A 15,085-nucleotide genomic window follows, 5' to 3' on the forward strand; every position below is an offset into this window, starting at 1 on the left:
AGTTATCCCAACGGATTTTCATCCAAACCACCTTCACCGGAACCGCCTGGGTTATCGGAATTGGCACCTCCACTATTAGTGGAGTTTTTGCCCCACTCTTCCCAGCAGATATTATTATCCACCATACTGCGAGTAACAACTTTACTATTCACATCGCGTTCAACTTCGGGAATGAAACGGACGCGCACGCCCACTATCTGGGAGGCACTTACCTCCTTAGCAGTTTGTACTCCCTTTTTATTGGCAGCAGCCGTATAATAAAAAGTACCAACCCCATCTATTTTCACCGTACGTCCCTGTGCCATGTAAAGAGAGAGTACTTTTCCCAGATTTTTGACGATAGCATACGCATCACCACGAGTAGTGGTAGAAAGATATGCCAATTGATCCGCAACCTGATCGGTTGTAATGGCTTTACCCCATGTAATAGATTTAGGATACCACAAGCCATTGATTTTCTGTTGATTTTTCTTATAAAACATAATTAAGAATGTATTAAGTAAATATAGATATAGTTGCAAATGAACCAGTCATCACTGCTTTGACCGGTCAGGTTAAGGACTGACCGAGGCCGCATCTCCTTTAAGAGGTTATTAAGAAAGAATTTCATCGCGAGGCCTCAACGATTAAGCCTTTCGTTTTTCTCAAATTCGATGTTGCAAAGTTAGGGTGCGCAAGAGGGAAAAGCAAGAAAACTGTCTCTACAACGCACAACAACAAGTTCCTATTAATCAGCATGTTGCAAAAACGCATCTCTACAGTACATGAACAGGAGCAAAAAACAGAAGATGAATAAACAATAGGTATCTCTACAAGGGGAGGAATTAAAGAACTGATAATGAACAGTAAGAAAACAGAGTATCTCTACAATATGGGCAAAAGAACTTTTCTTCTCTTTCTCGCTTTTAATTGCGCATAATTTCATTACTTTGCACCCTAATACTTTTTTAATAAAAGATTGCTCCATAATTTAAATATATGTTCTATAGACTTATAACCCAAAAGCGTGATGAATGGCTATGCTCTGCGGATTGCACTATCCGCGAATTGTTGTCCTATATCGACCGCAAAGGAAGGATGCGCGATGCCCAGTTAGATGCCATAAAGACCTATCTGTTTCTCAAGATAGCATGTAAAAACCAACCTTTGTGGAAACTGTTCGTTAATGGAACATTCAACAGCATGGACTTAAGCACAATGCCGCTCACTGTAGATGCACGCAACGTGCTGACGACAAACAAAGCCGCCACCGCCTTATTGGAGTATGCCTTGCTGAAGGATAAGAACGGACGGCAACTTGCTCCATCCTTGGAAACTTTCATCAAAGAGCATGCCACAGAGATAGACTATGAGAAGACTTTCAGAAAGATATTTTATGACGTAGCCTATACGGATTATCTGTTCAGCCTGCCCATGGGAGCCGGGAAAACCTATCTGATGGCAGCATTCATCTATATAGATCTGTATTTTGCACAAAATGAGCCAAGCAACCCTTGCTTTGCACATAACTTCATGATATTTGCCCCTTCCGGACTGAAATCATCCATTATCCCCAGCCTGAAGCATATCAAAGGGTTCGATCCGTCATGGGTAATACCCGAACCTACCGCCTCACAGCTCAAGCGGTTAATCAAATTCGAAATACTGAACGAACAGAAATCAGCCAAAAAGAGTAATCTCATCAAAAACCCCAATGCGCAAAAGATAAACAATCACCAGCCACTGGAAGACTTGATGGGACTGGTAGCTATTACCAACGCCGAAAAAGTAATATTGGACAGGATGGACCAGGAAGAAGACAGCAAGCTGTTCACGGAAGAAGAATATAATAAGGTGAAACTTGCTAATGAATTGCGGAATATCATCGGACAATTACCTAATCTGGCCATCTACATAGACGAAGTGCACCATGCCGCCGATGGCGAAATAAAACTACGCAAAGTAGTGAACGAATGGACGCGCGCCCACTCTTTCAATGCCGTATTAGGCTTTTCGGGTACCCCCTATCTGGAAAAAGCGGAGAATGTGGTCTTGGGAGAAACATTCAGCATCAAGAATACAGACCTGGCCAACGTGGTGTATTACTACCCTCTCATTGAGGGAATCGGTAATTTCTTGAAAACACCTGAGGTGAAGTATGCCGATAATGAGACCGATATGATTGTCCGCAACGGAATAAAGGAATTCCTGGAAAAATACAAGGAAACCGTTTACCCGGACAGCACCTGTGCCAAACTCGCCATCTATTGCGGACAGATAGAGACACTGGAAGAGCAGATTTATCCGCTCGCCGCCGAAATATCAGCCGCTTATGGACTGGACCCCGTGACAAGTATTCTGAAATATCATGGTGGAAACTCTAAATATCCACAGCCGGAAGGATCGGAAACTGAGTTTGCATCAATCGACACTATCTTTTCCAAAATCAGAATAATTTTGCTGGTACAAATTGGCAAAGAGGGATGGGACTGTAAGAGCCTCGCCGGTGTAATCCTTCCTCAAAAAGGAGTATGCCCCACGAATATGGTGCTACAAACAAGTTGCCGCTGCCTGCGCCAAGTGCAGAAAAACCATGCGGAAACTGCCTTGATCTGGTTGAACAAATTTAATGCCGATACCTTGAACAAGCAGTTGAAACAACAACAGAACATCACTTTGCAGGAGTTCAGTGACAAGAAAACATATTCCTTCAAATCCATCGAACGGTTTTCACGCATGGAGCGGATGCAGGTGCCTCCCATCGACTTCTTTCAGTTAAAGGTTTCTTATCAGACATTAATCATCGACGGAGACACGCATACCGCAGAACGGCTGACAGACGAAGGCATACTGCGGCAGGCCGAGTTGTCCATCATCCATCATCAAGACATGGAAGGGCACATCATAGGGCACTATGAAGAAGAAAGACAATCGAGCCATGAAATCGCTTCTTTCAATCACTGGCTACAGTTCATCGCCAAAGAAAGCTTCGGTACACTCTCCATTACGGAACTAAGAAAATACGATAAAGAGTTAAACGACATCTTTCGCCGAATTACAGTCAAAGAAGGAGAACTCCTGTCCTTCAATCACCATTTTGACCACATGCAGATACGTTCTCTGATACGCCAGGCATTCGTCCCCAGGCGGGATTTCCGCACCAATGAAGAGATTGTACCTGCCAAAGCCAACCTGCTGCAAATAGAAAAATTAGTTTCTCCGATTGAAGTGACGGATGACAGCCATTTCTACCCTTCACAAAAAGAGGTGAAAGAAGTGCTCCAATGGGACAATCGCCCTGCCGACGCTCCACTTACCCCCGAAGTGCAGGCTGCCATGGAGATATTAGAAGCACAAGGAATGGATACCACATCGCTACACCCGCGCGACCCGCACCCCGAACGTGGGAAAACCTATCATTACCTTCCTTACCGTTTCGACAGCTCTCTGGAGAGGGAGTATTTCTCGCAATCCGTCCTGCCTATAATCAAAGATAAGGAGCTGGAAATATACTTCAACGGTGACGACACCATGACCGAATTCAAGATTAACTGTTACAGACAGTCGGGCAAGGAATGGAGATACATAGGAAAATACGTCCCCGACTTCCTTCTCATCAGCCGAAATGTCGACAAGCAAATTCATAAAATCATTATCATTGAGACGAAGGGTGAAGGGTTTGCCGCCAAGTTTGCAGATAAGCGCAACTTTATCGAGACCGAATTCATCAAGAAGAACAACGAAAAGTTCGGCTACCCACGTTTCAGCTTCCTCTATCTGGAAGACACTTTAAACAGGGAGGAACAAGAAAGACGGACCCTGCGTGCAATCAATCAATTCTTTAACAACTAAAAATACATTCAAGATATGGCTATTAAATATGTACCCTATTTCCCGAATACACTGGAAGGCCAAGCATTGCTCGACAACTTTGTGCGCACCAAACGCATCCTGCGCTATCGCGACAATGACAAAGTGATAGAACACATAGAACGTGGCATGCCGTTCTACGAAACAGAGTTGCAGGAAAAGATAGGTAAGAACCCGGACGGGAACCTGATTATCCGTGGTGAGTGTGTTTCGGCTTGTGCTTACTTAAAAGATAAAGGCATCAGTGTGGATTTGGTATATATCGATCCCCCGTTCGCCAGCGGGGCGGATTATGCGAAGAAGGTTTATATAAGGAGGAACCCCAAAGTGGCGGAAGCAATGCGACAGGCTGAAACGGAGCTGGATGTGGAAGAACTGAAAGCCTTTGAGGAGAAGATGTACGGTGACATTTGGGACAAGGAACGCTATTTGAACTGGATGTACGAGAATCTGATGGCCATCAAGAGTGTGATGAGCGATACGGCAAGTATTTATGTTCATCTGGACTGGCATATAGGACATTATGTGAAGGTGTTGATGGATGAGGTTTTCGGAGAAGATAACTTTGTGAACGAGATAGTGTGGTGTTATAATGGACCTGGTTCACCGGGAATGCAACACTTTAATAAAAAACATGATACTATATTTTGGTATTGTAAAGATAAACAGGACTATATCTTTAATGATAAAGATATTCGAATGACACATAACGCCAAGACTATTGACAATTTCAAAAAAGGACTTGTTGGATCAGGCTTCATTTCTGATACATACGACTTAAATGAAAAAGGGAAAATACCAGAAGATTGGTGGAAATATGCTGTTGCCTCAAGATATCCTGTTGATGGAATAAAACGAGTAGAATATGCAACAGAGAAACCATACCCACTCATTGAGAGAATAGTTTTAGCAAGTTCTAATTCCAATGATATTGTAGCTGATTTTTTTGGAGGTAGTGGAGTTCTATCAACTGCCTCCCATCTTAATAACCGTCGGTTCATTCATTGTGACATCGGCATCAACAGCATACAAACCGTCCGCGACCGCCTCATGGCTGCAAAGGCCGAATTCGACATTCTCGAAATAAAAGACGGCGTTTCACTCTACCGAAACCCCGTGCAAACCATGGAAAAGTTAAAAAGTCTGATTATTGGCCTTCGCAACGAAGATGCCCTGGACAAATTCTGGGAAGGCAGTATTATGGATACCAAATGCGGTATGATGCCTGTCTATCTGCCCAATCTGATGGACAGCAGCACCCGCTTGTTGGACAAACCACTAATGAACCGCATCATCCGCGAAGCCATGCCCGATTTGCCTGATGATGTAAAGCGCGTAATCGTCTATTACATAGATATCATCGACCGGAAAGAGATAGAGCAATTCATCAAAGAGCAAGGCAACCCGCTCATTGAAATCGAACTACGCGACCTGAAGCAGGTGCTTGACAACGTAGTAGTGGAAGACTATGCCGAATGGCAACTTACGGAAACACAGGACAACCTGTTCAAAGGATGGCAAGTAGAAATCATACAGTTCCACAGCGACCGTGTGCTTAAGAAGATAGAAGTTATCAACCTCAAAGCGGAGCAGCAAGTCGTGCAGTTCAACCTGAAGAACTCCGGCAAGGGCAAGGAAAAGAAACACTCTCCCATCACCATCAGCGATGAAGGGCTTGAAACCATCGAGTGGATCAGCCTAGACTGCTCTACAGCCGACAAGGAGGCCATCTGGCATAGCGACAGCGAGATAAAAATCGACAAGCTGGGCTATACTATCCGAAACGGAATCAAAACCAATGAGTTCTGGGATGCCCGTATCCGCTGCGACCATAAGCCTTTGCGAATGAAAATCCGTAATATATGCGGAGACGAAACTGTATATACATTATAATCTGTATTATTCATAGCAGGAATTAAGGGAGTTATCACTTTGTCAGGAATTAAAGCCGATAGCTTATGCTTGGGAACAAGTAAAATTTTATCGCATTCCTGCAAAAAAATGCAAAATAGCAAGAATTGTCATCCGAGCGCAAAAAGCCCCGTCAGAAGCACTTCTCGGCGGGGTATTCAAAGATAACGACTGAGGGTACCTCACATAACGACAGAGGATGCCTTACATAACGACAGAGGGTACCTCATATAACGACTGAGGATACCTCCATCAAAGCAAGAGATTCGGAAGCATTTCTTTGTTGTTATATTTCGGTTATTTAGTATCCGCCCACCACGGTATCCAACGTCTCCCCCTCCTTGAACAGTGTCTCCTCCTCTTGCATCAGCCTTTTCTTCAGCCTGAATTTTTGTTGTGAAACCGAAGCAGGCGACACCGCAATAAGGGTAGCTACTTGTGCATTCGTGAAATGCAGACGTATCAACAGACAAAGTTGCAGATCGGCGGCAGTCAATGAAGGAAAACGTGTGGCGAGACGGTTGGTGAAGTCATTGTACACGCGATTTGCGAGTTGTATCAAGTGTTCCCAATCTTTGTCAGAGAGAAACTTAGGCTGACGGCGCAGGCGTTCCACCACGTCGTCACGGTCTATTAACGCTGAAGTAAGAGTCTGTACTTGTTTATCAAGCAGACAGATGCGTTCGTTCTGCGCCTCCAGCAATTCCGCTTCACGAGGCAACGGACGCTTTTCATATTCCTTAAGGCGAATGCGGAGGGAGTCGTTCTCTCCTCGCAGGAATACATTCCGATCCGTAAGATTTACTAAAGACTGACGTACTTCTTCCCGCTCTTCGTCCGTCAACGCCATTTCGTTCAAACACGCTTCCAATTCTTCGCATTCGCGCTCGTTGTTACGCAAGCGTTGTTCGTTCTCGCTCAAATTTATGAGATAGCGGCGGTGCTTACGATCCTTGGAAAACTGGATATCTTTGATGGAAAGCCATACATTGAGGCCTATCATCAATGCGGTGAATGTTCCCCACATAAATTGTTTCCGCTTGTCGGCAGGCTTTATGCGAACCAGACTTCCACCGGAATGTTCCTTCACCTGAATATATTCATTGTGCAGATCAGACAGTAACCGAACGGTAATGGTACTATCAGTGACACCGGATTGCGCCAACGAATCAGCACGGACAAGAAACTGTTCGTAGTTCATCAAAGTCGGGGCGGCAGATTTTGAGCAGGCTGTCAGCCCTAAAAAAGAAATCAGCAAAAAGAGAAGAAGAAATGCGTGTTTCATATTGAATGTATCTGTTAATATAATAAGGTGTAAAGGTAGCACTTTCTCCCCACAAAAAAGCACAGGAAGCATAAACTTTTTAACAAGCTCATGCCTCCCGCGCTTTATCAATCAAGAGAAAGCCCGACGGGTCGTTCTCAGCACATCCATATTATCAGTAGCCAATATATCTGGAGCCAGTTCATTATCCTTATATATAAAGAATACAGGGATACAAAGTTTCTATTCTTTGCATCCCTGTATCTGTCAATCCCAATTCAGAATACGAATCAGAACTCGCTCGTAAAGTGGAATTTTATATTCTTGAAATCCATCTGAGCCATTTGCAGCACATAACCGCTATCCGCCAGGAAGACATCTCTCCCCTCACGGTCTTTCGCCATATACTGATACTTACGCTTCTTGAATGCTTCCAGTTCTTCAAGATTGTCGCTCTCTATCCAGCAAGCCTTATAAAGGCTCAACGGCTCCCAACGACACTTCGCGCTGTATTCATTCTCCAGGCGATACTGGATAACCTCAAACTGCAACTGCCCTACCGTACCGATAATCTTCCGGCCGTTGAACTGGTTGACAAACAGCTGTGCCACACCTTCGTCCATCAACTGATCGATACCTTTGGCAAGCTGTTTCTGTTTCATCGGGTCAGCATTCTCGATATACTTGAACATCTCCGGTGAGAAACTCGGCAGACCACGGAAATGAAGCATTTCCCCTTCCGTCAGCGTATCGCCGATCTTAAAAGTACCGTTATCCGGCAAACCGATGATATCACCCGCCCAAGCCTCGTCAACAGTCGTCTTACGCTGTGCCATGAACTGTGTGGGCGAAGAAAAACGCATCGTCTTTCCATGACGCACATGCAGATAGGGCGTATTACGCGTAAACTTGCCCGAGCAAATCTTGCAGAACGCGATACAGGAACGATGATTCGGGTCGATATTCGCCGTAATCTTAAAGACAAATCCGGTGAATTTAGGCTCTTCCGGTTCCACTTCACGTTCTTCCGCCTGTACAGGACGAGGGCTTGGAGCTATCTCTACAAAGCAATCCAACAGCTCTTGCACACCAAAGTTATTCAGAGCCGAACCGAAAAAGACAGGCGCCACTTCACCTTTCAGGTATTCTTCCTTATCAAATTCAGAATAAACTCCATCTATCAATTCCAACTCACCACGCAATTTATCAGCCAGTTGCGCACCAATCTGTTTGTCCAGTTCTTCAGTATTGATATCTACCTCCACCTTTTCCGTCACCACTTGCTTGGAAGGTTGGAAAAGATTCAGATTGTTTTCATAGATGTTATAAACACCCTTGAAACGGATACCACTTTCGATAGGCCAGGTCAACGGACGTACATGAATGGCAAGTTCTTCTTCCAGTTCATCCAACAAATCGAAAGGATCTTTGGCCTCACGGTCCATCTTATTGATGAATATAATGACCGGCGTATTACGCATACGGCACACTTCCATCAACTTACGCGTCTGCGTTTCCACACCTTTGGCGCCATCCACAACGATGATAACGCTATCTACAGCGGTCAACGTGCGATATGTGTCTTCAGCAAAATCCTGGTGACCGGGAGTATCGAGGATATTAATCTTATACTCTTTATAATCGAACTCCATCACAGAGGTGGTTACAGAGATACCACGCTGCTTCTCTATATCCATCCAGTCCGATGTAGCGGTTTTCTTTATCTTATTGCTCTTTACAGCACCCGCCACTTGAATCTGTCCACCAAAAAGCAATAGCTTTTCAGTCAAAGATGTTTTACCGGCATCCGGATGCGCGATAATCGCAAAGGTTCTTCTCCTCTCAATTTCGTTATTATTGGCCATATATAAAATCTGGTATAATATTATTATTGGGCATTCAGTTTTTCAATACATACTTTCAGACTCTCTTCCCAATGAGGTACTTCAATGCCGAAAGTCTTTTTAATCTTCGTCTTATCCAATACGGAATAATGTGGACGCGGCGCCTTTGCCGGATACTCATCCGTATGTAAGGGACTCACCTTACATGTCGTGATATCCGCAATGCGATGGATAGCCACCGTAAAGTCATACCATGAACATACCCCTTCATCGCTGAAATGATATATTCCGGGAACAATACCCTGATTAATGGCAGCATAGATAGCTTGTGCCAGATCATTTGCATACGTCGGTGTACCAATCTGATCAAAAACCACACCTAAAGACTCACGCTCACGTCCCAGACGAATCATCGTTTTCACAAAGTTGTTTCCATAAATAGAGTATAACCATGCTGTACGAATTACCATCGCTTTCTCACAATTCTGCATAACCTCCTTTTCTCCACCCAGCTTGGTAAAGCCGTAAACAGAATTAGGACAGGGGTCGCAATCTTCTTTATAAGGTATATGCGCTGTTCCATCAAAAACATAATCCGTAGAAACCTGTATCATAGCGGCACCATGGGCCTGCGCAGCACGTGCCAGTATTCCCGGAGCTTCCTGATTCAGTTTGCGGCACAATTCTTCATTATCTTCCGCTTTGTCAACTGCTGTGTAAGCAGCACAGTTCACTACAACCTCAATCCGATTCTCTGCAATGCAAGCCTGCACAGCTTGTTCGTCACAGATATCCAATTCCTGTACATCAGTAAAAAAATAAGTGTGTTGCGGATTCTCTTTTGCAAGAACTTGCATCTCGTTGCCAAGTTGTCCGTTGGCACCGGTTACTAATACTCTCATGCTCTATCTATTATTTACAATTTACTATCTTTGAAAGCTGCCTCTGTTACTCATCCAGTTTCAGTTCTCCCTTCTTGTCCTTTTCGTAATAATTGGCAAGCAAAGAAATGAAACTGCTGATGGCCTCTATCGCCTTTGCGGTTCCCTCCGTGATTTCTTTCTTCTGCAAACGCAGCAATAAAACGCCATACAAAGCCTCAAAACAGGTTTCCAGTTCCGGTTCCTCCTGCTTCCCACTCTTCTGACGAAGTTCTACGATGAAGGGCAATGCTTTGAAATAAGCCGCACTATAATAAGGATACTTCGGTGACGCCAACAGTTCTACGTGCAATTCCGTCAAATTCACTATTACGTTACGATTAATTTGCAGATGTCCCTTTTCCTTCACTCCTTCCGCACGCATCATGTCTATCAGATTACCGTACCATTCTTCAAGCACCGGATGTTCTTCTTCCGGATAACGGGAGATAATGTTTTCGCGGATCTTATCGATATCGCACCCGTTGGCACGTATCAAATCTTCCACTTGCCACATATATATAAGGTATTCCGCGATATTCTTCGCTTTCAATTGTTGCGCTATCTTCATGATTCTATAATTTCTTCTCAGTAAAGTGACTCACCCATCAACGTAAACACCAACCCAAACACAGACACAACAATGACAATGCCTCCAATGATACGATTCAATATCCAGATGCCGCGCAGGTTGAATTGCGTACGGACTTTATTAACAAAGAAAGTAATGCCGAACCACCATGCTAATGCTCCCAGTGCAATAGCCAGATATCCGGTAACCGCTTCGAACACTAATACTCCCTCACTGACGAAGGCAAAGCGTGCAAAGAGTCCGATAAAGAGAAATATAATAAGTGGATTGGATAAGGTGACGGCAAAGGCGGTAATGAAGTTATGAAAATAAGAACCTTTGTTGGTTGAGACGGGACGGATGGACTGGACGGGATTACTGCGAAACGTATAAATACCAAATGCTAACAACATGATGCTTCCGAACAACTGCAAATAAAAGATATTTTTATTTACGTAATCGAATACGAAGCTCATTCCGTATCCTGTCAGCAAGGCGTAAGCAATGTCACTCAACGAGGCTCCCAGTCCTGTTATGAAACCATACCAACGCCCCTTATTCAACGTACGCTGGATGCACAATACACCCACGGGTCCTAATGGTGCAGACACAACTACCCCAATAATAAAACCCTTCCATAATATATCGAATATGGTCCTTATCTCAATCATGGCTGCAAATATCGTACTTTTTTATGAGACGAACCAATTGTGTTAACGTTTTTTCGACTGATTATCATAAAACACTCAATACTTTACTTTTGACACCCTTCTATTTTTTATTCCTTTTCTTTCTCTGCACCAACGATTTTATGTATCTTTGCGCCAAAGAACGAAAAATCAAAAATATCAGTATGATTCTTTTTTTCAGAACCCCATCCAAGAGCGTGATGGCCGTAGAATGTGACCATGCGCTCACCCAGGCAGAAAGCGACAAACTCTGCTGGCTTTTTGGAGAAGCCACCCCCGAAAGTGAAGAAAACCTGAAAGGACATTTCGTTGGTCCGCGCCGCGAAATGATTACTCCTTGGAGTACAAATGCTGTGGAAATCACCCAGAATATGGGTTTGAGCGGTATCTCACGTATCGAAGAGTATTTCCCCGTAAAGGACGAAAACGCTGACCGTGACCCGATGCTGCAACGCATGTACAAGGGACTGGATCAGGAAGTATTCACCACCAACCGTAAGCCGGAACCGATCATCCACATCGAAGACCTGGAAGCTTACAACGAAAAAGAAGGTCTGGCACTCTCTAAAGAAGAGATGGACTACCTCAAGAAAGTAGAACAAGACCTTGGACGTAAACTGACCGACTCCGAAGTATTCGGTTTCGCCCAGATCAATTCCGAACACTGCCGCCACAAAATCTTCGGCGGGACATTCATCATCGATGGTGTGGAACAAGAGTCTTCCCTCTTCCAAATGATTAAGAAGACCACACAGGAAAATCCGAATAAAATCATTTCAGCTTATAAAGATAATGTAGCCTTTGCCGAAGGCCCGGTAATTGAACAGTTTGCCCCGGCAGACCATTCAAAACCCGACTATTTCCAGGTGAAAGATATTAAGAGTGTTATCTCACTGAAGGCTGAAACACACAACTTCCCAACTACCGTAGAACCGTTCAACGGTGCATCTACCGGTACAGGTGGAGAGATTCGTGACCGTATGGGCGGTGGTAAAGGTTCCTGGCCAATTGCCGGAACTGCCGTTTACATGACTTCATATCCCCGTACAGACGAAGATCGTCCCTGGGAAGAAATCCTTCCGGTACGCCAATGGCTGTATCAGACTCCCGAACAGATTCTGATCAAAGCATCCAATGGTGCCAGTGACTTCGGTAACAAGTTCGGCCAACCGCTGATCTGTGGTTCCGTACTGACTTTTGAACATAAGGAAAACGACGAAGTTTACGGTTACGACAAAGTAATCATGCTTGCCGGCGGTGTCGGTTACGGTACGAAACGTGACTGCCTGAAGGGTGCTCCTGAAGCCGGTAACAAAGTTGTCGTGATTGGTGGTGATAATTACCGTATCGGCTTGGGTGGTGGTTCCGTATCTTCAGTAGATACCGGACGTTACAGCAGCGGTATTGAGTTGAACGCCGTACAGCGCGCCAATGCAGAAATGCAGAAACGTGCCTACAACGTGGTACGTGCCCTCTGCGAAGAAGACAACAATCCGGTGGTATCCATCCACGACCATGGTTCAGCCGGACACGTAAACTGTCTCTCCGAATTGGTGGAAGAATGTGGTGGCATGATAGACATGAGTAAATTGCCCGTAGGTGACAAGACCTTGTCTGCCAAAGAAATTATCGCCAACGAAAGCCAGGAACGTATGGGATTGCTGATTGAAGAAGAAGCTATCGAGCATGTACGTAAAGTGGCTGAACGCGAACGTGCCCCAATGTATGTGGTAGGTGAAACTACCGGTGACCATCGCTTCGCTTTCCAACAAGCTGACGGTGTACGTCCGTTCGATCTTGCCGTAGAACAGATGTTCGGTTCGTCTCCCAAAACTTACATGGTAGACAAAACCGTGGAACGCCACTACGAAATGCCCAAATACGAACAATCCAAGTTGCACGAATATCTGACAAATGTATTGCAGTTGGAAGCTGTTGCCTGCAAAGACTGGTTGACCAATAAGGTGGACCGCTCGGTAACCGGCAAAATTGCCCGCCAACAATGCCAGGGTGAATTGCAATTACCGCTGAGTGACTGTGGCGTGGTTGCTCTCGACTATCGTGGTGAAAAAGGTATCGCAACTTCACTGGGACATGCTCCGCAAGCTGCATTGGCAGATCCGGCTGCCGGTTCAGTACTTTCTGTCAGCGAAGCACTGACCAACCTGGTATGGGCTCCGATGGCTGAAGGAATGGACAGTATTTCACTCTCCGCCAACTGGATGTGGCCTTGCCGCTCACAGGAAGGTGAAGATGCACGTCTCTACACCGCCGTAAAAGCATTGAGCGACTTCTGCTGTGCACTGCAAATCAATGTGCCTACCGGAAAAGACTCTCTGTCCATGACTCAGAAGTATCCCGACGGTAGCAAAGTAATCTCTCCGGGAACCGTCATCGTTTCCGCAGGCGGTGAAGTTTCTGATGTGAAGAAAGTGGTTTCTCCCGTACTTGTCAACAGCGAAAAGACAACGATTTATCATATTGACTTCAGTTTTGATACACTGAAGCTGGGTGGTTCGGCCTTTGCGCAATCATTGGGCAAGATTGGCGACGAAGTACCCACTGTACAAGATGCCGAATATTTCCGCGATGCTTTCCTTGCCGTTCAGGAACTGGTGAACAAAGGATTGATTCTTGCCGGACACGATATTTCTGCCGGTGGTCTGATTACTACCTTACTCGAAATGTGCTTCGCCAATGTAGAAGGTGGTATGGAAATCAATCTCGACAAGATGAAGGAACACGACCTCGTGAAACTCCTGTTTGCCGAGAACCCGGGTATTGTTATCCAGGTAAGCGACAAGCATAAGGAAGAAGTAAAACAAATATTGGAAGATGCCGGAGTAGGTTTTGTGAAGATTGGTAAGCCGACCGATGAACGCCACATCCTCGTATCTAAAGATGACGCTACTTATCAGTTCGGTATCGACTATATGCGTGATGTTTGGTATTCTACTTCTTACCTGCTCGACCGCAAGCAATCTATGAACGGTTGCGCCAAGAAACGTTTCGAGAACTACAAGATGCAGCCACTGGAATTCGCTTTCATGCCCGGCTTCAAAGGTAAATTCTCTCAATATGGCATCGACCCGAACCGCCGTACACCGACAGGCATCCGCGCAGCAATCATCCGCGAAAAAGGAACGAACGGTGAACGCGAAATGGCTTATTCCCTGTACCTGGCCGGCTTTGATGTGAAAGACGTCACCATGACCGACCTCATCAGCGGACGTGAGACACTGGAAGACGTGAACCTGATTGTTTATTGTGGTGGTTTCTCCAACTCAGACGTACTGGGTTCTGCCAAAGGTTGGGCAGGAGCTTTCCTCTTCAATCCGAAAGCTAAAGAAGCACTAGACAAGTATTATGCACGCGAAGATACGCTTTCACTGGGTGTTTGTAATGGTTGCCAGTTGATGATGGAATTGAACCTCATAAATCCCGAACATAAGAAAAACGGTAAAATGCTGCATAATGAATCTCATAAATTTGAATCGAGATTCCTGGGAGTTACCATCCCTACCAACCGCAGCGTAATGTTCGGCTCTCTGAGCGGCAGCAAACTCGGTATATGGGTAGCTCACGGAGAAGGAAAATTCTCTTTGCCTTACGACGAAGATAAATATAACGTGGTAGCCAAATACAGTTATGACGAGTATCCTGCCAATCCGAACGGCTCCGACTACTCCATAGCGGCCATAGCAAGTGCCGATGGACGCCATCTGGCTATCATGCCTCACCTGGAGCGCTCTATCTTCCCGTGGCAGAACGGTTGTTATCCTGCCGACCGCCTGCACAGCGACCAGATCACTCCATGGATGGAAGCCTTCGTCAATGCTCGTAAATGGGTAGAAGAAAAGGTTAAGTAGTTCTGACTACAATCTATAAGTGAAGCACAGGCGCAGGTTATAATATACAACTTGCGCCTGTTGTCGTCTAAACAATGCGAGGAATCGAACACTATTCTTCTTGCTTTCGTGTTGCTTTTATCAAACAAAATGCATATTTTTGCGTTAATTTCACAAATACCCCCAATA

Annotated in this window: 9 protein-coding genes; 3 read left to right on the plus strand and 6 right to left on the minus strand. The window is 45.1% G+C overall.

Annotated elements, in window-relative coordinates; genetic code table 11:
• Positions 1 to 2: 2 nt before the first annotated feature.
• Complete coding sequence (locus VYM24_RS23680) at positions 3 to 482, minus strand: HU family DNA-binding protein (RefSeq protein WP_425286617.1); 480 nt, start codon at positions 480 to 482, stop codon at positions 3 to 5.
• A 496-nt stretch (positions 483 to 978) separates the two neighbouring features.
• Between VYM24_RS23680 and VYM24_RS23685 the strand changes: the two genes are divergently transcribed.
• Positions 979 to 3,831, plus strand: coding sequence for a DEAD/DEAH box helicase family protein (locus VYM24_RS23685; protein ID WP_330941057.1), 2,853 nt, complete (start codon positions 979 to 981; stop codon positions 3,829 to 3,831).
• Positions 3,832 to 3,846: 15 nt separating this feature from the next.
• The gene (locus VYM24_RS23690; protein ID WP_291550599.1) at positions 3,847 to 5,742 is read left to right on the plus strand and encodes a DNA-methyltransferase; all 1,896 of its coding nucleotides are present in this window, start codon (positions 3,847 to 3,849) and stop codon (positions 5,740 to 5,742) included.
• A 319-nt stretch (positions 5,743 to 6,061) separates the two neighbouring features.
• On the opposite strand, the gene VYM24_RS23695 is transcribed toward VYM24_RS23690, so the two are convergent.
• The 5 genes from VYM24_RS23695 to VYM24_RS23715 form a co-directional block, all read right to left on the minus strand.
• Complete coding sequence (locus VYM24_RS23695) at positions 6,062 to 7,045, minus strand: helix-turn-helix transcriptional regulator (RefSeq protein WP_291550600.1); 984 nt, start codon at positions 7,043 to 7,045, stop codon at positions 6,062 to 6,064.
• A gap of 269 nt (positions 7,046 to 7,314) precedes the next feature.
• Positions 7,315 to 8,889: a peptide chain release factor 3 gene (locus VYM24_RS23700; protein ID WP_291550601.1), complete on the minus strand. Its 1,575-nt coding sequence runs from the start codon at positions 8,887 to 8,889 to the stop codon at positions 7,315 to 7,317.
• A 23-nt stretch (positions 8,890 to 8,912) separates the two neighbouring features.
• Entirely contained in the window at positions 8,913 to 9,770 is an 858-nt protein-coding gene (gene rfbD / locus VYM24_RS23705; RefSeq protein ID WP_291550603.1) for a dTDP-4-dehydrorhamnose reductase, read from the minus strand.
• Positions 9,771 to 9,816: 46 nt separating this feature from the next.
• Positions 9,817 to 10,359: a DUF4924 family protein gene (locus tag VYM24_RS23710; protein WP_330941058.1), complete on the minus strand. Its 543-nt coding sequence runs from the start codon at positions 10,357 to 10,359 to the stop codon at positions 9,817 to 9,819.
• A 17-nt stretch (positions 10,360 to 10,376) separates the two neighbouring features.
• Positions 10,377 to 11,030: a LysE family translocator gene (locus tag VYM24_RS23715; protein WP_044263364.1), complete on the minus strand. Its 654-nt coding sequence runs from the start codon at positions 11,028 to 11,030 to the stop codon at positions 10,377 to 10,379.
• Between the two features lie 182 nt (positions 11,031 to 11,212).
• Here VYM24_RS23715 and purL point away from each other — a divergent pair, with 182 nt between their 5' ends.
• Positions 11,213 to 14,917 (plus strand): phosphoribosylformylglycinamidine synthase, encoded by a 3,705-nt coding sequence (gene purL / locus VYM24_RS23720; RefSeq protein WP_291550606.1) that lies wholly within the window; start codon positions 11,213 to 11,215, stop codon positions 14,915 to 14,917.
• The last annotated feature ends 168 nt before the right edge of the window (positions 14,918 to 15,085 follow it).

Origin of the sequence: Bacteroides sp. MSB163 (genome assembly GCF_036416795.1) — a bacterium.
Lineage (GTDB): Bacteria > Bacteroidota > Bacteroidia > Bacteroidales > Bacteroidaceae > Bacteroides > Bacteroides maternus.

Excerpts from the sequence above, each read along its gene's own strand:
- VYM24_RS23680 (WP_425286617.1), bottom strand. The coding sequence starts at position 482 with ATGTTTTATAAGAAAAATCAACAGAAAATCAATGGCTTGTGGTATCCT.
- VYM24_RS23685 (WP_330941057.1), top strand. The coding sequence starts at position 979 with ATGTTCTATAGACTTATAACCCAAAAGCGTGATGAATGGCTATGCTCT.
- VYM24_RS23690 (WP_291550599.1), top strand. The coding sequence starts at position 3,847 with ATGGCTATTAAATATGTACCCTATTTCCCGAATACACTGGAAGGCCAA.
- VYM24_RS23695 (WP_291550600.1), bottom strand. The coding sequence starts at position 7,045 with ATGAAACACGCATTTCTTCTTCTCTTTTTGCTGATTTCTTTTTTAGGG.
- VYM24_RS23700 (WP_291550601.1), bottom strand. The coding sequence starts at position 8,889 with ATGGCCAATAATAACGAAATTGAGAGGAGAAGAACCTTTGCGATTATC.
- rfbD (WP_291550603.1), bottom strand. The coding sequence starts at position 9,770 with ATGAGAGTATTAGTAACCGGTGCCAACGGACAACTTGGCAACGAGATG.
- VYM24_RS23710 (WP_330941058.1), bottom strand. The coding sequence starts at position 10,359 with ATGAAGATAGCGCAACAATTGAAAGCGAAGAATATCGCGGAATACCTT.
- VYM24_RS23715 (WP_044263364.1), bottom strand. The coding sequence starts at position 11,030 with ATGATTGAGATAAGGACCATATTCGATATATTATGGAAGGGTTTTATT.
- purL (WP_291550606.1), top strand. The coding sequence starts at position 11,213 with ATGATTCTTTTTTTCAGAACCCCATCCAAGAGCGTGATGGCCGTAGAA.